The organism is Labrys okinawensis, from assembly GCF_047345005.1.
Lineage (GTDB): Bacteria > Pseudomonadota > Alphaproteobacteria > Rhizobiales > Labraceae > Labrys > Labrys okinawensis.
In genome coordinates this window covers 4,153,411-4,172,583 of sequence record NZ_CP178864.1, presented here as the reverse complement: position 1 = coordinate 4,172,583, position 19,173 = coordinate 4,153,411, and the positions used below count along the sequence as shown (strand labels likewise).

The 19,173-nt window shown below is 62.4% G+C and carries 18 protein-coding genes; 9 read left to right on the top strand and 9 right to left on the bottom strand.

Features of this window, described 5'->3' with window-relative positions:
* Positions 1–157 precede the first annotated feature (157 nt).
* Entirely contained in the window at positions 158–700 is a 543-nt protein-coding gene (locus ACMDCR_RS19570) for a sugar transferase (protein ID WP_413993670.1), read from the bottom strand.
* A 1,014-nt stretch (positions 701–1,714) separates the two neighbouring features.
* On the opposite strand from ACMDCR_RS19570, the gene ACMDCR_RS19565 reads away from it, so the two are divergent.
* Together ACMDCR_RS19565 and ACMDCR_RS19560 are read left to right on the top strand one after the other, a co-directional pair.
* Positions 1,715–2,818, top strand: coding sequence for a glycosyltransferase (locus tag ACMDCR_RS19565; protein ID WP_413988216.1), 1,104 nt, complete (start codon positions 1,715–1,717; stop codon positions 2,816–2,818).
* Between the two features lie 90 nt (positions 2,819–2,908).
* A complete protein-coding gene (locus ACMDCR_RS19560) occupies positions 2,909–4,288 on the top strand; it encodes a polysaccharide biosynthesis/export family protein (protein WP_413988215.1) in 1,380 nt (459 codons plus the stop codon).
* A 93-nt stretch (positions 4,289–4,381) separates the two neighbouring features.
* Here the strand turns inward: ACMDCR_RS19560 and ACMDCR_RS19555 are convergent, their stop codons facing one another.
* Positions 4,382–5,143 (bottom strand): 2OG-Fe(II) oxygenase, encoded by a 762-nt coding sequence (locus ACMDCR_RS19555; protein ID WP_413988214.1) that lies wholly within the window; start codon positions 5,141–5,143, stop codon positions 4,382–4,384.
* A 65-nt stretch (positions 5,144–5,208) separates the two neighbouring features.
* Here ACMDCR_RS19555 and ACMDCR_RS19550 point away from each other — a divergent pair, with 65 nt between their 5' ends.
* Complete coding sequence (locus ACMDCR_RS19550) at positions 5,209–5,586, top strand: hypothetical protein (protein ID WP_413988213.1); 378 nt, start codon at positions 5,209–5,211, stop codon at positions 5,584–5,586.
* A 180-nt stretch (positions 5,587–5,766) separates the two neighbouring features.
* Here the strand turns inward: ACMDCR_RS19550 and ACMDCR_RS19545 are convergent, their stop codons facing one another.
* The 3 genes from ACMDCR_RS19545 to ACMDCR_RS19535 form a co-directional block, all read right to left on the bottom strand.
* A complete protein-coding gene (locus ACMDCR_RS19545) occupies positions 5,767–5,949 on the bottom strand; it encodes a DUF3072 domain-containing protein (protein ID WP_413988212.1) in 183 nt (60 codons plus the stop codon).
* A gap of 131 nt (positions 5,950–6,080) precedes the next feature.
* Positions 6,081–6,434 (bottom strand): PRC-barrel domain-containing protein, encoded by a 354-nt coding sequence (locus tag ACMDCR_RS19540; RefSeq protein ID WP_413988211.1) that lies wholly within the window; start codon positions 6,432–6,434, stop codon positions 6,081–6,083.
* Between the two features lie 202 nt (positions 6,435–6,636).
* Entirely contained in the window at positions 6,637–6,924 is a 288-nt protein-coding gene (locus ACMDCR_RS19535; RefSeq protein WP_413988210.1) for a hypothetical protein, read from the bottom strand.
* A 493-nt stretch (positions 6,925–7,417) separates the two neighbouring features.
* On the opposite strand from ACMDCR_RS19535, the gene ACMDCR_RS19530 reads away from it, so the two are divergent.
* The 3 genes from ACMDCR_RS19530 to ACMDCR_RS19520 are packed head-to-tail and all read left to right on the top strand — an operon-like array spanning position 7,418 to position 10,548.
* Positions 7,418–8,509: a Gfo/Idh/MocA family protein gene (locus tag ACMDCR_RS19530; RefSeq protein ID WP_413988209.1), complete on the top strand. Its 1,092-nt coding sequence runs from the start codon at positions 7,418–7,420 to the stop codon at positions 8,507–8,509.
* A 12-nt stretch (positions 8,510–8,521) separates the two neighbouring features.
* Positions 8,522–9,412: a BadF/BadG/BcrA/BcrD ATPase family protein gene (locus ACMDCR_RS19525; protein WP_413988208.1), complete on the top strand. Its 891-nt coding sequence runs from the start codon at positions 8,522–8,524 to the stop codon at positions 9,410–9,412.
* Positions 9,413–9,429: 17 nt separating this feature from the next.
* Positions 9,430–10,548, top strand: coding sequence for an N-acetylglucosamine-6-phosphate deacetylase (locus tag ACMDCR_RS19520; protein WP_413988207.1), 1,119 nt, complete (start codon positions 9,430–9,432; stop codon positions 10,546–10,548).
* A 134-nt stretch (positions 10,549–10,682) separates the two neighbouring features.
* Here ACMDCR_RS19520 and ACMDCR_RS19515 read toward each other — a convergent pair whose 3' ends face one another.
* The 4 genes from ACMDCR_RS19515 to ACMDCR_RS19500 form a co-directional block, all read right to left on the bottom strand.
* On the bottom strand, positions 10,683–11,759 hold the full coding sequence (locus tag ACMDCR_RS19515; RefSeq protein WP_413988206.1) for a Gfo/Idh/MocA family protein: 1,077 nt from the start codon (positions 11,757–11,759) through the stop codon (positions 10,683–10,685).
* Positions 11,760–11,823: 64 nt separating this feature from the next.
* Positions 11,824–12,762, bottom strand: a complete 939-nt coding sequence (locus ACMDCR_RS19510) for a MurR/RpiR family transcriptional regulator (protein ID WP_413988205.1) — start codon at positions 12,760–12,762, stop codon at positions 11,824–11,826.
* A gap of 115 nt (positions 12,763–12,877) precedes the next feature.
* The gene (locus ACMDCR_RS19505) at positions 12,878–14,368 is read right to left on the bottom strand and encodes a mannitol dehydrogenase family protein (protein WP_413988204.1); all 1,491 of its coding nucleotides are present in this window, start codon (positions 14,366–14,368) and stop codon (positions 12,878–12,880) included.
* Between the two features lie 10 nt (positions 14,369–14,378).
* Entirely contained in the window at positions 14,379–15,164 is a 786-nt protein-coding gene (locus ACMDCR_RS19500) for an SDR family oxidoreductase (protein ID WP_413988203.1), read from the bottom strand.
* Positions 15,165–15,629: 465 nt separating this feature from the next.
* Here ACMDCR_RS19500 and ACMDCR_RS19495 point away from each other — a divergent pair, with 465 nt between their 5' ends.
* The 3 genes from ACMDCR_RS19495 to ACMDCR_RS19485 are packed head-to-tail and all read left to right on the top strand — an operon-like array spanning position 15,630 to position 18,962.
* On the top strand, positions 15,630–16,688 hold the full coding sequence (locus ACMDCR_RS19495) for a sugar phosphate isomerase/epimerase family protein (protein WP_413988202.1): 1,059 nt from the start codon (positions 15,630–15,632) through the stop codon (positions 16,686–16,688).
* Positions 16,689–16,692: 4 nt separating this feature from the next.
* Positions 16,693–17,877, top strand: a complete 1,185-nt coding sequence (locus ACMDCR_RS19490; RefSeq protein WP_413988201.1) for a Gfo/Idh/MocA family protein — start codon at positions 16,693–16,695, stop codon at positions 17,875–17,877.
* 56 nt (positions 17,878–17,933) lie between these two features.
* On the top strand, positions 17,934–18,962 hold the full coding sequence (locus tag ACMDCR_RS19485; protein ID WP_413988200.1) for an ABC transporter substrate-binding protein: 1,029 nt from the start codon (positions 17,934–17,936) through the stop codon (positions 18,960–18,962).
* The last annotated feature ends 211 nt before the right edge of the window (positions 18,963–19,173 follow it).

Below are 19,173 nucleotides of genomic sequence, written 5' to 3'. Positions count from 1 at the left end.
GGGCGCGGGGGGAACAAGCATTCCCGTTGCCGCAAACGCCGCTTTCAGCGCCCAATAAAAAACCGCCCCGAAAAGTTGGCATTCGGGGCGGCACTGGTGATTGCTCTCGGAGCGGGGGGACAGCCAGGCGGTGGGCTCATGCCCCCGGTTCTGTACCTCAGTAGGAACCCTTGGATTGCAGCAGGGCAGGGATCGTCTTGAAGATGATGACGATATCCCGCCACAAGCTCCATTCCCTCACATAGCGGACGTCGAGGACGACGCGGTGCTGATAGGAGGTGTCGGAACGTCCGCTCACCTGCCACAGGCCGGTAAGGCCCGGGCGAACCCGCAGATAGTCCTCGATATAGGCACCGTAGCGGACGACCTCGTCCCGTACGATCGGCCGGGGACCGACCAGGCTCATGTCGCCGCGGATCACGTTGAAGAGCTGGGGCAGCTCGTCCACGCTGGACTTGCGCAGGAAATGGCCCAGCGGCGTGATGCGCGGATCGTTCTTGAGCTTGTGGCTCTCCTTCCACTCCTCATGCGCGCTGGGGTTGCTCGCCAGATATTCACGCAGAACCACGTCCGAATTTGTCACCATCGACCGGAATTTCAAACACGGGAAGCTGGCGCCGCCACGCCCAACGCGGCTGTGTCGAATGAAAATCGGACGTCCTTGGGCAACAAGAAGTACGCCAACAAGCAAAAGGAACATGGGGAGCAAAAATACAAGCGTTGAAATCGCGACTGCGACATCGAACCCACGCTTGCTTGCTCTCGCGAAATCCGGAAAAAAGCGGGAGCCTTGCTTTTTTGCCTTGAATAAGGAGGCATCATCACTACCGGCAATCCGGCTAAGACTATCAGAGCTAGCCAAGTTCTCCATCTGTCGCCTCGGTCAGAGTGGCAAATTACGTTATGTTACCTAACACTCAAACGCGCGCCGCTCAGCATATTGCGTTGCGGCATTTCAAAACAACGTCTGGAATGTTGCAGCGGATGAAAATATTTTGCTGCTAACGATAAACAGAGGCCCAGCCGTCTTTGGATTTGCGTTAAACTAATGAACACTGAATTGCTGAATTTTCGACCAGAAAGCAAGGATTAGCCCCAACGGAATTCGGAGTAGTGCTGGCATACCGTTGCGTCGCGCATCATAGGTATGACTCCTCGAAAGAACTAAAATTGGGGGTAAAATCTAGTTATTAGGAGGTACCAGATCACATTTGTCCGTACCTCTATGTCGTGAACGATGCCCTCGGTAGCGGTAGAATTCGCCTTATTTTTCAAAGCGGGGCGTAGGTTATTCTCCCTCCTGGGAGGTGTGGCAGAACGGCCACTGCAACGCATGAATGTGCATAGGGCCCTTTGGGATGCCGCTGCCGCCCTTCGGTGTTGCCGAGACCTGTTCGAATGGTGGTGTCGAAGCCAACGGTATGGGGCACTTGAGTCGAAAATTGATAGAAATTGGCAAGGTTTTGGCAAAAATGAGCCGATTATCCGTCCATTCGGGGTCTGTGCGAAAACGCACAGAAGTCTCCCGTCACAAGAGATATGATGCGATTTTTATAGCACCCGTGTATGGGAACGCCTGGTCGTGTCCCGGGCGGGGTAGAGCCGCGGATTAAGCCATTGGTCGTACGCCCCAGCATGAAAATGCTGGCGGCGGAGTCGTCGTTTGTGCTTGAAGAGGTGAGCGTTCTACTTGGGCGCTGCAGGAAATGGTGCAATGCGAATTGCTATCGTACATTATTGGTTTGTTGGGATGCGCGGCGGTGAGAAAGTCATCGAGGCGCTTTGTGAACTATATCCACAGGCCGATATATTTACGCATGTGTATCGTCCCGACGTGGTTTCACCTACAATTCGCAAACATAAGGTTACGACCTCGTTCATCAATGCCTTGCCGGCGGCCCACAAGCTCTACAAGAACTATCTTCCCTTCATGCCTCTGGCGCTCGAAAACCTCGATCTGCGGGGCTATGACCTGGTGATCAGCAGCGAGTCAGGCCCAACCAAGGGCATCGTGCCCCCCGCCGACGCGACGCATATATGCTATTGTCACTCGCCAATGCGCTATGTCTGGAACATGTTTCACGACTATCGCGAGCGTAGTGGCTTCCTGACGCGCCTGTTGATGCCGCCGATCGCGCATTATATCCGCAACTGGGATGCGGCCTCCGCCTCGCGGGTGGATCATTTCGTCGCGAACTCGAAAACCGTGTCACGGCGCATACAGTCTTATTATCGACGCGATTCAGATGTCATATTCCCGCCCGTCAATACAACCGATTTCCGGGCTGTCGATGCTGCAGAGCTCGGTGACTATTATCTGATGGTGGGCGAACTGGTCAGCTACAAGCGGCCGGATCTTGCCGTCGAGGCCTTCAATCGCACGGGTAAGAAGCTGATCATTATCGGCGGCGGCGAAATGCTTCCGAAGATCAGGGCCATGGCGGGGCCCACCGTTACAGTCCTGGGGCCGCAGCCCTTCTCTGCATTGCGTCATCACTACGCGCGCTGCAGGGCGCTTGTCTTCCCGGGGGAGGAGGATTTCGGCATCGTCCCGGTCGAGGCGATGGCCAGCGGGCGCCCCGTGATCGCCTACGGGCGGGGCGGGGCAACCGAAACCGTGGTCGCCGGCAAGACGGGGGTTTTCTTCGAGACGCAGAGCGTTGAAGCGATCATCGAGGCGATCGAGCGGCTGGAGAGCATGGATATCGACCCGGCCATAATAACGGCCCATGCGCAGACTTTCGGAAAGAGTGTTTTCATGGAAAAGATGAAAGCATATGTCGAGCGTCGCGTTAGTGAGAAGCAGTACAGGCTATAAGTCAGCTCCTGTCTGTTGATTTGTTTCGTCAAACCTGCGCAAGTCATGCAATCTCGCTTGCGCACCGATTGAAGATTGGTATGTGGCTTCATGAATTCTGATCGACTCCACCAGGGCTCTCATCGCCGCGAAGCAAAGGTCGGCGCCATCAGCAAGTGGGCGGCCGCCTTGCTCGTGGCTTCGACCGTGCTTGTGGGAATGGCCTCCGCCGCACAGGCAGGTCCTTATCTGCTGGGTCCCGAGGACAAGCTGAAGATCCGGGTCTATGACTGGCGTCCCTCCAACAACGATGCGCACGAATGGGCGGCGCTGACGGGGGAATTCGTCGTCGGGGCCTCCGGTAACGTCTCGCTGCCGCTCATCGGCGAAGTGCCTGCCGCCGGCAAGAGCACGGCCGATCTGGCGACCCTGATTGGCCAGCGCCTCCAGTCGACGATCGGTCTTTCCAACCGCCCCGATGCATCGGTGGAGGTCTCGACCTATCGCCCCTTCTTCATCATGGGCCTGGTGACGACCCCCGGCCAGTATCCGTACAAGCCCGGCCTCACCGTTCTCCAGGCCGTCAGCACCGCGGGCGGTGTGATACGCGTCACCGATCTCGGCTTGCTCGGCTATCAACGCGACAGCCTGGTGACCCGGGGTGATTTGCGCACGCTGGCCGTGGAGCGTCTCGGTCTTCTGGCCCGTGAAGCCCGGCTCGATGCCGAGTTGCAGGGCGCCCAGACGATCACCTTTCCCGCTGAGCTGACGAGCCAGTCCGCCTCGCCACAGGTGCAGCAGCTCATGCGCGAGGAGCAACTGCTCTTCGAGGCCCGGCATCAAGCTGTGACCTCGCAGGAGGCCGCGATCGGACAGACCAAGACGCTGCTCGCCGCCGAGATCCAGTCTCTCAAGGAGAAGACCGTCTCGCTGGAGCACCAGCTCGATCTCGCCAAGCAGGAGCTCGACAATGTCAACGGCCTGGTTCAGAAGGGCCTGGCCATCGCTTCCCGCCAACTCCAGCTCGACCAGAATGTCTCGGCCTTCGAGAGCAATCGCCTGGACGTCGAACTTCAGATGCTGCGCGCCCAGCAGGATATATCGAAGGCCGATCGGGACCTTGCCGATGTGCGCAACAAGGCGCGCAACGATACGCTGAACGAGATCTCCGAGGTTCGCGCCAAACTCGCCGCGAATGTCGAGAGGACCACAACGACCCAGGGGCTGATCTACAATTCGGAAGTGCAGGCGCCGCAGGCGATGGCCGCACAGATCGGCTCGATCACCAGCAAGATCCTCTACACGATCGTGCGCACGATCGACGGCGTTGCACAAGCCATTCCGGCAACCGAGGCGGACGCAGTGCTGCCTGGCGACGTTGTCAAGGTAGATCGAGCCGGCACTTCGTCGGACAGCGTCCTGGTGGTGCCGCAGGGCTCGGTTGCTGCCACTGCCGCGAACGCCCCGCCGGCGGCATCGCAGCAGCCCTGACCCACTCGACATTTTTTTAGAGGCGCGCCGGGAGTTTCCGACGCGCCTTTTCCTTGTCCCGGCTTCCGGGATGTCGGACGCTTGCCGATTGCTCTAGCGGGCATCGTGGAAGATGATGCCGAGCGTGTGGCGTCGGCCGGAGCGCAAGCGGCTGACGCCGTGGCGCATGTTCACGCGGTAGGCTCCCCTCCCGCCCTGCGCCGGCCGGTTGTGCACGGCGAAGGCGACTGCGTCTCCCTGCCGAAGTGGCACCACCTCGGCCCGGCTCTGCATGCGTGGGCGCTGTTCTGTAAGTACGAACTCGCCGCCTGTAAAATCGCGCCCCGGTTCGGAGAGCAGGATGGCCACCTGGATCGGAAAGGCAAGATCGCCGTAAAGATCCTGATGCAGGCAGTTGAAGTCGCCGGGCACGTATTGGAGCAGCAAGGGAGTCGGCCGTGTCTGCCGGGCCTGATGGCACGCTGCGAGGAATGCCGCATGATCCGGCGGATAGCTGGCATCAACGCCGAGCAGATCGTTCCAGGCATTGGCGATGACGGCGAGCGGCGGGTAGAGGGCTGTGCGCAGCTCACCGATCAGGGGAGGCAGGGGATAGCTGAAATAGCGATACTCTCCCTTGCCGAAGCCATGGCGCGCCATATGGACGTGGCTGCGGAAATGCTTCTCCTGCGGGTAGAGATCGGCAAGACTGGCGCATTCCTCCTGCGTCAGCAGCTTTTCGAGGATGGCGCAGCCATAGTTGCCGAGTTCCTCTGAAATGCCCGGCCAATCATAGGCCGCGACCCGCTTGTCGGCGGGTTTCACAGGCTCCGACCCTTGTGGCAGGCGAATCCGTGTCGTGGTGATGTTGTTCATTGACCGCTCCCTTTCGCTCGCGTTCCGCCTTGTAGGGAGCCGAAGCCCCGGCGACATTCCGTTCCTTGCTGCGGGAGCTGAAAATCACCAACCAAGTCTTGGCCAGCCCGAGAGGCTGGAACTTTGCCGGAGGCTGCCCGTTCATTGCTCAGACAGAATTGACCGAGAGGCTTGTCATGTCGGCATTCCGTATTCTTGCGTCCATCGCGGGCCTCGTGTTCGTGGGCAAGATACTCGAGCAGAATCGGCAATTGCGGCTCGCCCTCGATCATCGCACGGCGATGAATGCCGCATTGGCGGACGAAGTCCTGCTTTATCTATGGGCCGAGCGTGCCATGCGGCGGGAGCCGGTGCCGGCCGCGGCCCCGAGTTGGGACGAGGTGGACGAGGCGAGTGATGAATCGTTCCCGGCGAGCGATCCCCCCTCTTTCGTGGGTCGGTGAGGAGATTGCCTCATAGGTGCTGATTTCCGTGGACAAGGCGCGCCAAGGACGGAGTGGCAGTCACTCTGCATAAGGCGCCTCGTTCCCAAGGATGGCGATGAGAGATCGCCACGCCGCGACCCGCTCCATCAAATGCCGGGACTAAACATCTAGCACCCTCGGGAGGCTGCCCCCTGGCCTTCAGCGTGCGATCGCGGCTTCCAACATCTTGATCCGGGCAGCAGCTTCGCCGCGGGTGAGCGATTTGGAAAACGCGTATGGGTCGTTTATCTGTACGCTCAGGGCCTTGAGTTGGCCGATCTGGTCCTCCGTCATCGGCTCCTCGTCGGAATCCACGGAGGAGTTCGGCGCCTCCGAAGCCATGTCCGGCGGATCGTCGGTTGACCATGTTTCCGATCTTGCTCCGGGGGGATGCGGGTCGGTAGGAGGGAACGACATCATTTGTGTACTCCCTGGTAGGATCGGTCATGTTCCGTGGCGAGGATTGGCCCCGTCTACATCGCCTTGAGGTAATACTCGTTCGTGGCACGCGAAACCTGACCGTCATTCTTGGTCAGGTCATTCAACGAGTAGGATGGGGCTGTTTCCAGAACATCCCTGGAAACGCAGATAACATACCCGCCAGCTTCGGGATCATAGTCGAGCTTAGACCAGGGAATGGGAAAATATTTCTCGCCCATGCCGAACAGGCCGCCGAAGCCTAGGACGGCAAACATGATCTCGTTGGAGGTCTTGTCGAGAACTAGGTCCTCGACGTTGCCGATCTTCTCGCGATCCACATTATAGACGCTGCTTCCCCGCACGCGCGAGGCAAGGATTGCAGTAGTGTGTCCGGATGTCGTCGGCATTTGAGATGCTCCCAGGGCGTGTTGCGAATACAATCCCAACGTGCCTGCGAGAGCGAATGTTCCGATTTCCATGTGGAAGAGGTGGAGCGCCAGCATCCCTGGCCGCTGTCATCACCGGCCGGAAGCGACACGGCGATCTCCAGGGCAGGCGTCGGTCCGGCCCGGCACGCCAGGGGGCAGCCGCGGTCTGGAGGAACCGGTTTCAGTGCTTGGTCTGGGTCTTGGCGAACCGGCACTCATTCCGAAGGGCGGCCTCATCGAGGCGCATCATCGCATCCGTAATGACGCGGCGGGCGGAAAACGGAATCCGACCTCGCATGGCCAGAAAATCACCGGCGCGCCGGTGTTCGGTGTCCGGCAGGGCTTCGAGCTGCATCAGGGCATCCGCCCAGCGCAGGCAAGCTCTCACCTTGCCGGCCGATTGCCGGTTGCTGAGATTCAGGATCGCTTCGTGCGTAGCAAATTCATATTCCAGAGCCGCCTCGATCACCGGATCTTGTCGTTCTTTCATTGTTGCCTACTCACCGTGACATTCCGCGGAAGGTAAAATGCTTCCACATAATTTAGTCAAACGTTTTAAGAAAAACACACCGGCAAATTTGTCAGGCCTCGTCAACAAGGGTGCAAGCCGTCGTTGGCTGGATATAAGCGATATTATCGCGAAGTCATAGCGTTGCATATTGGGGACAAACGTGAGTTGTCCGGATGGTAAAACAGTATCCTGTTGCATGACTACCCAAGGGTAATGCCTCTCCCGGAGAATGGGAAGGAAGAAATGGAGGCGGGTGGGGCTCCGACCATTGGCTCGGGGGGAGCATAAAGGAGGATGGCGGTGTCCGGATACCCTGTCACGACGCCTCCTACTATTGCTTGACGGCTAATGGTTTGGGCTTAGGCTCCTTCCCAATAAGCACAAATCCATATTGCGCGGCGGGCCAAAAAATTTTGAGGGGCCTGCGCCGTCGAATTTCCTGGGGGATGGCATGGCGCCTTTGCGGGTTCTTCTGGTCGGGCTTGGTCACATGGGAATGGCGCATGGGCGCGCCTATGACAGTCTGGAGGGCTATGAGATCGCAGGGCTCTGCGCCCGCAGCATCCACAGTCGCATGGACCTCCCGGACCATTGGCGCCCGATCCCCCGCTTCCCCGATTATTATGAGGCGCTTGCCGCGGTGAGGCCTGATGTCGTTTCCATCAACACCTGGCCCGACACCCATGCCGCCTTCGCCGTTGCCGCCTTTGAGGCCGGCGCCCACGTTTTCATCGAAAAGCCCCTGGCCGAGACGGCAGAGGATGCCGAGCGCGTCCTCGCCGCGGCGCGCCAGCACGACAGGAAGCTGGTGGTCGGCTACTCCATGCGCCACAATCCAATCTGGAAGCGCGTGGTGGAACTGGCGCAGGGCCTCGGCAAGCCGCTGGTGATGCGCATGAACCTGAACCAACAGTCGATCGGCCCATCGTGGACCTGGCACAAGAACCTGCTGTCGGCCTTGTCGCCGATCGTCGATTGTGGCGTGCACTATGTCGATGCCATGTGCCAGATGACCCTGGCCAGGCCGGTGCGCGTCAGCGGCATGGGCGCGCGGCTCTCTGAGGAGATTGCGACCGACCAGTACAATTACGGCCAGCTTCAGGTCTTCTTCGATGACGGCTCGATCGGCTGGTACGAGGCGGCCTGGGGCCCTTCGATCAGCGAGATTGCCTTCATGGTCAAGGATATCATGGGGCCGAAGGGCAGCATCAGCGTCATCCCGCCCGCCCACCAGCTTGGGACGGCGAAGGGCGCGACCTGGACGTTTTCCTCCGATATCCATACCCATGGCCGCATGGAATCGGTTCTGCTGCATCATTCGGCGCTCAATCCCGACCAGTCGACAGTGGAGGGCGACGAGATCATCCCGGTGGTCGACAAGCCCGACCATGACCAGATCTGCCGGCTGGAGCAGATCTATCTGCTGGACGCGATCAACGGCAAGGTCGACCTCGGCGAGCATATGGAGGCGGCGGTCAACAGCCTGAAGATCGTGTTGGCGGCGGATCTCAGCATCAAGGAAAAGCGCGTGGTCGAGCTGTAAGGCCGCTGGGATATGGCCATCGAGCGCTATTTCTGTGTCGACGCCGGCGCCACGGGGAGTCGCGGTCGTCTCTGCGATGCCGATGGCCGCGAGCTTGCCTATGCCGAGGCCGGCCCCGCCAATGCCAGCTATGACCGTGAGCAGGCTGTCGCCAGTATCCTCGATCTCTGGCATCAGTTGACTGCCGGAACGGGGCTGGACGTCGAAGACCGGGCTGACACGGCCTTCGCCATCGGCGGCGCGGGGCTCTATGTCGAGAAGCCGCGCGAGGCCTTCCTAGCCCGTTGTCCGGCCTTCGGCGCCACCATTGCCATGAGCGATGGCTACGCAGCTCTTGTCGGAGCGGGCGGCGGCCGGCCCTGCGGGCTGCTCACCATCGGCACCGGAGTTGCCGGCCACCGCCTGTTCGAGGATGGCACCTCGATCCAGCGCGATGCCTGGGGCTGGATCGTCGGAGATCGTGGCAGCGGTTCCTGGCTGGGGGCACAGGCCGTGCGCCACGCCCTGGAGGTCCGCGATGGCATCGCCGCGTCCTCGTCGCTTTCCCACGCGGTCATGGAGCATGTCGGCGGGGTGCGGGGCATCCTCGATGGCGCATTCGCAGGGCTGAACGCCCGTCGACTTGCCAGCTTCGCCCCGCTGGTGCTGAAGGGAGCCGACACCGGCTGCCCGGTTGCCGCGGAGATCCTGTCGCGCGGGCTTGCCTATCTCGCGGCCCTGGTCGGCACGCTGCGCTGCGAGGATGTGCCGCTCTATCTCAATGGCGGCCTGGCTGACGCGCTCCAGGCAGGGCTGCTTGCGCGCATCGGCCGGCCGGTGCAGACGGCGGAGGGTGATCCACTCCAGGGTTGCCTGCTCGTGGCGCAGGGCAGGGCGCCGGTCGAGCACATGATCATCGAATAGTGTGGAAGGAGCCCGATATGGCCGTGTCGTCCGAGGTCGTGCTGGCCGGCAGCATCCTGACGCCGTCCGGCTGGGTGAAGGGCCGCCTCCTCTTCGAGGGCCGGCGTATCCTGCGCGTCGAAGGGGAGGCGCTGGCATCGACCGAGGCGCCGAAGCCGCCTTATGTTATTCCCGGCTTCATCGATCTCCACGTGCATGGCGGCGATGGTCATGATTACAGCGGCGGCGAGGAGGCCATTCGTCATTTCATCCGCTTCCATGCCGCCGGCGGCACGGTGGCGATCGCGCCCACCACGGCGACGGCGCTGGTCGAGGTGCTGGACCGGGCGCTGGCCGATATCGAGAGGGTACGAAACAACCGGCGGGCCAGCGAGCCGACGGTGCTCGGCGCCCATCTGGAGGGCCCCTTCATCAACCCGAACAAGCTCGGAGCGCAGATGAATGTGCCGCTTGCCGGCGATGTTGCCCTGGCGCTGCGCTGGGCCGATCGCTGCAGGCTGGCGATAGCGACGGTGGCGCCAGAAATTCCCGGCGGCATGGAGGTGATGGAAGCGCTCACGGCGCGGCGGTGCCGGGTGCAGATCGGCCACAGCCTCGCCAGCGCCAGCGAGGCGGCGTCGGCCTTCGGTCGCGGCATGGCGGGCTTCACCCATCTCTTCAACGCTATGTCGGGCGTCGATCATCGCGAGCCGGGCGTTGCCGCGTATGCGCTGGCTCAGGGTCGCTATGCCGAGATGATCTGCGATCTTCATCACGTGCATCCGACCGTCCTGCTCGCCGCCTATCGTGCCATCCCGCGCCTCTATGCCATCACCGACGCCACCACCTTCGCCGGCCGGCCGGATGGCGAGTACCACACCGACAGCCGCACGGTTATCAAGAAGGGTCTGCGCATTACGCTGGCCGATGGCACGACCCTGGCCGGCAGCGCCATCACCATGCTGGATGCCTTCCGCAACCTGGTGTCGCTGGGCCTCTCGCTTGCCGAGGCCTCGGAGCTCTGCTCGACAAGGCAGGCGGAGTATCTCGCACTTGCCGATCTCGGCCGCATCGTGCCGGGTGCGTTGGCGAGCGTGGTAATGCTGGAAGAGGGGCTGGCGTTGGGATCGGTCTGGGTAGAGGGGGAGCAGATTTAAGTGGCTGGGAGCGCGGACGTCCCTACGACACTCAAGTGAGTGTCGGACGATCCGCTTCTTGGAACCGTTGTGCTCGACGACAACGGAAGAGGCGGGCGAGGACGTCCGCGGTTCCGGCAATGGCGCCTTCCCGGCTATGGCAACAGCCTCAGCGTTCGCTTCTCGAGCGCCGATTGCACGGCGGTGTCGATGATGCGTTGGGCCGTGCGGCATAGCGCGGGATCGAGCGGCCCTTCGATGGGTAGCTTCTCGGCCTTGCAGTGGAGCACATATTCCACCGGCGCGCGATAGGGCGCCTTGAGCTCGTCGACGGGAAGCGCATGGATCTCAGAATGTCCACGCGTCTGCAGGCTGACATGGCAGTCATAGTCGTAGCAGGAAATCGTGCCGTCCGTGCCGACGATGACGAAGCCGCATTTGGGCTGGGGCTGCGTGGTCCAGGGATCGGTGAAGGTGCCCCAGCGCGTCTCGAGCTTGGAGAGGCCCTTGCTGTAGCGGCAGATGGTGATGGAGTGCTCGTCGACCTCCAGGCCTGCCGGCTGGTCGACCACGGCCGTGACCTCGATCGGTGCCTCGCCATTCATGAACCAGGTGCCGAGGGTGGCGCCATAGCCGATGTAATCGAGCAGGCTGCCTCCGCCCGAAGCCTGCTTGTACCACCAGGAATGGGGCTTGAGGCGGTTCACCTCCTCTTCGGAGACTTCAATCTTGTCGGCCAGGTGATAAAGGGGCCCGCGATTGCCGCCATAGTGATGTACCTCGATCGGAGCGCCGATCACGCCCTCGTCGAGCAGCCGCTTGGCAGTGACGAGCGCCGGTGACCACCGCAGCGGCCAGTTGATCGCCATCTTGGCGCCCGTCCTGGCGACGGCGGTGAGGATGCGGTCGGCATCGGCGAGCGAGGCGGCGAAGGGCTTTTCGATTATCATGTCGATGCCGAGACCGGCCGCGATCTCGGCGACTTCAGCATGGCGCGCCGTGGCGGCGCAGATGATGGCGAGATCCGGCTTGGTCGCCTCGAGGCAGGCACTGATGTCTGTGAATACCCGCTCGGGGGGAATGGCGAAGGTGCTGATGGCGGAGGCCATGCGGGCAGGATCGGCATCGCAGATACCTGCGATCTCGGCGTGCGGATGTTCATGGACCTCTCGCAGGAGGTCGCCCATATGCATATGCTCGAAACTGAGGCCGACGACACGCCAGGTCTGCATTTTCATTCCTCTCATTACCTTTGGCCGAGCGTCCTCTATGAACCTGCGTCGATGAGGCCGGGCTTCAGGCGTTCTTGCGGCCTTGTCTGCGGTTCGTCGCCATAGTCGATGACTTACCGCGGCTGGACGCGTCTTCTTCCTCGGCGCCGCGCAATTGCGCCACGCGCAGCACAAGCGCCATGGCGACCGAAAGCGTGGCGGCAAGCGATTTGAAGCCGGAGAAATCCTCCTCCACCACTTCGACATACGCCTTCGACAGGGGAACGAGCGGACTGAAGGCGCTGTCGGTGATCGAGAGGATGGGCACGCCGCGCTGACCTGCCGAGGCGGCAAGTTCGGGCGTAATCGAATTGTAGGGCGTAAAGCTGATCGCCAGCACCGCGTCCGCGGGCGTCGCCAGCCGCATATGTTCGAAGGCTGCCGAGCCGACATTGTCGACGGTGATGTTGCGGATATCGAGCTTGGACAACGCCAGCGAAACATAGCTCGACACCGAGAAGGCACGCTTGGAGCCGACGATATAGACGAGCTTCGCCGCGGCCAGCGCCGCGGCCATGGCCTCGAAGGCCTGGAGGTCGAGGCGCTCCGTCACCCTCGACAGTGAGACGGTTGAGGATTTGACGAAGCCGTCCACCAATGTCGCTGCTTCTGTGCTCGCCTGGCCGTCGGACGGCGAGGCGCCCTTCGCGTCCCGCTGGCCGCTGCGGATATAGGCCTTGAAGATGTCCTGCAGGTCGGAAAAGCCGGAATAGCCGAAGGTCTGGGCGAAACGCACCAGGGTCGAGGGCTGCACGCCGACCTGTTCGGCGAGGCTGGTGACGGTGCCGAGGGCCACCACGGTCGGGTGCTGCCACAGATAGATCGCCACCTGCCGGAGCTTGTTGGGCAGGCGCACCGTTCCGGAAGAGAGGACCGCGCGCAATTCCTCATAGCTCTCCGGCCGGGAATAGCCGAAGGCCGCGCGATCCTCGTCTTTGTTCACCACCGGAATGATTTCAGCCATCGAGCCTCGCCTTCTTGGAGTGTCGACCTCCCGGTCGACATTATCTCTCCGCTATGCCCGGCCTCTCCGGAAGGTCGACCGGGGGGCGACACACCAAAATGTGCACTCCGGCCGCTCATGCATACTCCACCAGGCATTCGCGGAGGTAGCCTCGTACGTCACCCCCCAACAGGCCGCGCAGATGCATGGCGATGGCGGGCACCGCCGTCGAATCCCTGAGATCGCTGCCGAACACCTGCTCGATACCGATCAGCGCCCGCGCCAATCCATCGAAATCATCGCCACCCTGCTCGCCGATGGCGATGACGCCTGCCGCCATTGGATCGTTGGGCTGCCAGCGAGCACCGTGGCGGCGGGCGCCGCAGAGCACATAGGCGAGCCAGCTCGCGACCGCCAGCGCGAGCAAGCCGGGGGCATGGCCGGCGGCAAGGCGTCCGCGCAGGGGATTGAGCAGGCGCTGCACGATCTTCTGCGAGCCATCCGTGCCGATCTGGTGGCAGCGATGCCGGATCGCGCTGTTGGCGATGCGGGAAAGCGAGGTGTCGATATAGGCGGAGATCTCCATGCCGGGGGCATTGGGCAGGGTGCCAGCGGTCTCCCTTACAAGCATGCGGCGAACAAGCGGAGCCAGCACTGGATCATCCGCCGCCTGGAAACTGAACGCATGGCCGAGAAGGGCGCCAAGATGCGACAGCGTCGATTGCGCGGCGTTGAGCACGCGCATCTTGATCAGCTCATAGGGCGTGACGTCGGCCACGAACTGCGCGCCGGCGAGGTCCCAGGGCGGGTGGTCCGCGGCGAAGCGGTCGTCGATCACCCATTGGCGGAAGGGCTCGCCGACAACGGCCGCCTCGTCCCGCAAGCCGATGGCCTCGCTAGCGGAGACAAGGTCCTCGGCCATCGGGGCAGGAGCGATCCGGTCGACCATCGTAGAGGGAAAGGCGACATTCGTCTCAATCCAGGAGGCCAATGGCGACAATTGGGCGGCAATGAAGGCGGTGAGCACCGAACGCAGCAATGCACCGTTGCCAGGAACATTATCGCAGCTGATCAGGGTCAGGCCGCCCCCGCCGGTTTGGCGCCGCCTTTCCAGCGCCGCAGCGAGCAGCCCGAGGGCACTGGCCGGGGGCGAGGCGCCCTCGCGGTCGCGGATGATGTCGGGACGGGACCAATCGAGCGTGCCGGAGGAGGGGATGTGGCAATAGCCCTTTTCCGTCAGCGTCATGGTTACGACCTTGATCTGCGGCGCGGCGAGGGCGGAGATCGCGGCCTCTCCATCGGCAGGATCCCTGACGTCTATGACCTTTCTGAGTGCGCCGATCACCCGCGTTTCGGCGATGGTGCCTTCGCGCAAGGTGCGGCTGTAGAGCCCATCTTGTGGCGCCAGGATATCCGTCAGCAGCGGCGGCCTCAGATTGATGCCGACGACGCCCCAGGGCCCGAAGCGGGCCTCCAGCATGTCGTCGGTGAACTCGCCCTGGTGGCAGCGATGAAAGGCGCCGACGCCGATATGGGCCATGCCGATGGCAAGCTTCGTGCGGTCGTAATGCGGGCGGCGTGTTCCCGGCGAGAGCTTGGCGAGCGTGTCTTGCGCAAGTCGCTGCATGTCTCCAGCCCTATTCCCGGACACCGATCACGAAGGCCTGCTCCTGGTCGATGAGCGAGCCCGTCATCGGTGCGGAGGCGTCGCTGAGCAGGAAGAGCGCTAGGCGCGCGACATCCTCGGGCGAGAGCAGGCTGCCGGAGGGCTGCGCCGCATTGGCCCTGGCGAGCCATTCCTCGCCGAGGCCGAGGGTCACGGCCTGCATCTGCCGCTCGGCCGGAGTATCCGCCCAGCCGACATTGATGCCGTTGATGCGGATGCGATCGAAGCGGTGGGAGAAGGCGGCGTTCTTGGTGAGCAAGGCGAGCGCCGCCTTGGTGGAGGCGTAGATGGCGAGGTCCGGCGTGCCGCCATGGGCGTTCATGCTGAGGATGTTGACGATGGCGCCCGGCGCCCGGCGCCTGGTGAGGTGGTTTATCACGCCCTGCATGAGGAAGAGCGGCGTGCGGACATTCACGGCGTAGAGCCGGTCGAAGAAATCCGGCGAGGCGGCCGCCACCGTGCCGCGATTGGTATCGGCGGCGGCGTTGACCAGCAGGTCGATGCGCTCGAACCGCTGGAGGGCGGCATTCAGGACATCAGACGCCGCTTCCGTGCCGCCGAGTTCGGCCGCGACGAAATGAGCGGGGACGCCGAGGGCACTGACCTCGCGTACGGCTTCGGCGCCGCGGTCGGGGTTCCGGCCGACCAGGGCGATACCGGCCGCGCCGGATTTCGCTACCGCCACGGCGATGGCGCGCCCGATACCCTGCGTCCCCCCGGTGATCAGGGCCACCTTGTCCTTGAGCTGCGTTTCCACCTTGGCTCTGCCTGGCTTGTCGTGAGGCGCGATTTTGAGCCAGATATTCCAAATGTCAAATAAGAGAAATTTTGTTCCAAATTGGTGGCTCTTAGGTTTTGCGCCTGTCGTGGGGCAGAATACCGCTGCAGGATTGAGGGTTCGCCTCGCGGTATTGGCCATGCAGGGAACTGAATTCAGGCTAACAGAGGCACAGACAGACGCGCGTCATTCCGGCTGTAGCGAAGCGGAACGCCGGAATCCAAGAACACAATCCTCGCAAGACTGTGTTCTTGGATTTCGGGTCTCCCTTCGGTCGCTCGGAATGACGCACATCTGTCGGCCGACGTTCTTATGAGCCGGACTAAGTGTCAGGTGTTAAATTGACAAATAGAAATTTATTGCGATTATCAAATCAATCGCCGAAAATTTCCCGGCACAAAAGGGTGTGGGACGTCAACCTGCGCCGTCCCTCGGGAGGAAACCATGCGGACCATCAAGGGGCCGGGGCTGTTTCTCGCCCAGTTTGCCCAGGATACGGCGCCTCACAACACACTCGAAGGCATTGCCCGCTGGGCCAAGGGTTATGGCTACAAGGCCATCCAGATCCCGAGTTGGGATCAACGCTTCTTCGATCTGGACAAGGCCGATGAGAGCGAGGCCTATTGCGACGAGGTGAAGGGCAAGCTCGCTGATATCGGTATCGCGATCAGCGAGTTCTCCACCCATTTCCAGGGCCAGATGGTCTCCGTCCACCCGGCCTACGACGCCATGTTCGATGGGCAGTGTCCGGCCCATCTGCGCGGCAATCCCGAGAAGCGTCGCCATTGGGCGGCCGACCAAGTGAAGAAGGCGGCGAAGGTTTCCCGCCGCTTCGGACTGACGGAGCACGTCACCTTCACCGGATCGCTCGCCTGGCCCTATTTCTATCCCTATCCGCAGCGTCCGGCCGGCCTCATCGAGGAATGCTTCGCCGAGCAGGCAAGGCGCTGGAAGCCGATCCTCGACCTTTATGACGAAAACGGCGTCGACCTCTGCTACGAGATCCATCCCACCGAGGACGTCTTTGACGGCGACACCTTCGACATGTTCCTCGACGCGGTGGGCGGGCATCCCCGCTGCCACATCAATTATGACGCCAGCCATTTCATCAAGCAGCAGCTCGACTATCTCGGCTTCATCGATGCCTATCGCGACCGCATCAAGATGTTCCATGTCAAGGATGCCGAGTTCAATCCCACGCCAAAGCAGGGCGTGTATGGCGGCTACAAGGGCTGGCTCGAACGGGCCGGGCGCGACCGCTCGCTCGGCGACGGACAGGTGAACTTCAAGGCGATCTTCTCCAAGCTCGCCGCCTATGATTTCGCCGGCTGGGCCGTTTATGAATGGGAATGCTGCCTGCAGCACCCCGAGGTGGCGGCGCGCAAGGGCGCCACGTTCATCGCCGACCACATCATCGAGGTGACGGATCGCGTCTTCGACGATTTCGCCGCCACGGGCGCCGACCGCGCCACCAACCTCAAGCTTCTCGGCGTGGGAGGCTGATGCCATGGTCTATGCCACGCAGGACGGCGGCGGGGGCAGGAAATTGCGCGTGGGCATGGTCGGCGGTGGCCGAAATGCCTTCATCGGCGCCGTGCACCGTATGGCGCTGCGCCTCGACGACCTCATCGTGCTGACAGCGGGGGCTCTCTCCGCCGACCCGGAGAATGCCCGCCTGTCCGGCGTCGATCTCGGCCTTGCGCCCGATCGCGCCTATTCGGACTATCGCGAGATGGCCGTGCGCGAGGCGGCCCGGCCCGACGGCATCGAGGCGGTGATCATCGTCACGCCGAATCATCTCCACTATCCGGTGGCGAGGGCCTTCCTCGAATCAGGCATCGACGTGATCTGTGACAAGCCGCTCTCCACCACGCTGGAGCAAGCGAGGGAGCTGGTGGCACTCACGCAGGAGAAGAAGCTCGTCTTTGCGGTCACGCTGAACAACACCGGCTATCCCATGGTGCGCCAGGCCCGCCAGATGATCCAGGCTGGCGAGCTCGGCCATCTCCGTGTCGTGCATGCCGCCTATATCCAGGACTGGTTGACCAATCCCGTCGATGCCGACGGCCAGAAGCAGGCCGAATGGCGCACGGATCCCGCCCGCGCCGGTTCCTCCGCTTGCCTTGCCGATATCGGCGTGCATGCCCATAACCTCGCGCTCTTCGTTACTTCGCTCGAACTCGACGAGGTTTCGGCCGATCTCACCACCTTCGTGCCGGGGCGGCGGCTCGACGACAACGCCCATGTGCTGCTCCGTTTCGCTGGAGGCGCACGCGGTGTGCTTGCGGCAAGTCAGGTTGCAGTGGGCAATCTCAACGGCCTCAGCCTCAAGGTTTTCGGTACCAGGGCTGGCATCGAATGGGTGGGCGAGACGCCGGAATTCCTGCGTTTCACGCCCTATGGTGAGCCGACGCGCGTGCTGCAGCGCGGCGGTCCCGGCAATTCCGACGAGGCGCGGCGTGGCTCGCGCATGCCGGCGGGCCACCCCGAGGGCTATGTCGAGGGTTTCGCCAATCTCTATCGCGACGCGGCCGAACTGATCGTCGCGAGGCGCTCCGGGCACACGCCTGGCGCTGCTGCGCTTGCGGCCACGCCCAGCGTCGTTGACGGTGCGCGCGGTGTCGCCTTCATCGAGGCGGCAGTGGAATCGAGTCGCAATGATGGTGCCTGGACTTCCGCGCGGCTCATTTGAATGCAACTATGCGATGTTGGAGCGGTCGAGAAACCGCCAGTGACTGGGAGGGAACCATGAAACGCAACTATGGTCTGGCCGGCGCAAGCCTGATTGCGGCCTTGCTGGCCGTCAGCGGTGCGCATGCCGCTGACAAGAAATTCGTCGTCGGCGTCTCCAACACGCTGATCGGCAATGGCTGGCGCGAAGAGATGATCTGCTCGATCAAGGCGCAGGCAGAGGCCTCGGGCGTGGTGTCGAAGGTCATCGTCGCCAACCGCAATGGCGGCCCCTCCGAACAGATTGCCGATATCCGCAACCTGATCTCCGCCGGCGCCAATGCCATCATCATCAATCCGTCGGACCGCGATGCGCTGAACCCGATCATCAAGCAGGCAGCGGCCAAGGGCATCGTGGTCGTCGCCGTCGACCAGTCCGTCTCCGCGCCGGAGGCCTATACGCTGAGCAACGACCAGGTCGCCTATGGCAAGGTCGGCGCCAAATGGCTGTTCGACAAGCTTGGCGGCAAAGGCAATGTGCTGGAGATGCGTGGCATCGATGGCGTGCCGGCCGATGCCGACCGGCATCAGGGCTTCACCGAGACCCTGAAGGACTATCCGGATATCAAGGTGACCTCGGTATTCACCGGCTGGGCTCTCAACAAGACGGCGCAGACCACCAAGGAATTGCTGGCGTCCGGCAAGCAGATCGACGGCATCTGGACATCGGGCCTCGATAAGCCCGTCGTCGATGCCTATGTGACGGCTGGCAAGCCCTTCGTGCCGGTGGTCGGCGCCGACAATAATGGCTTCCTCGGCCAGTTGATCGATCTCAAGGACAAGGGCCTGTCGGGCGTGGCTGTCAGCAATCCGCCGGCTGTGGGCGGCGCTGGCCTCGCCTTGGCCCTCGATATCCTGCAGAAGACGAAAGATCACCCGCATGTGGTGAAGGTTACGCCGACCGTATGGGACAATTCCGACGCCGGCCTCGACACGCTGAAGAAGAACTACAATCCCAAGCTCGATCCCTTCTACAGCGTCGCTGTTTCGGTGCCCGATTACACGACCTATACGATGGACCAGATCATCGGCTGCAAGGGGCCGTGAGGCGCGAGTACATTTTAGTCAGAAAGGCGCCCCGGTCGCCGTATCCCTCCCCCTTGTGGGGAGGGAACAAAAGGGCGGAGGTCCTTGGGCGACGAACTCGTCCTATCGGTGCGACACCGATCCCTTACCCCTCCGCACAAGGGGGAAGGGAGCTGTCGGCGTCGCGGCTGTCTCGGCCGAGGCCCGTGTTTGCGACTCGTGCTACGCTCTA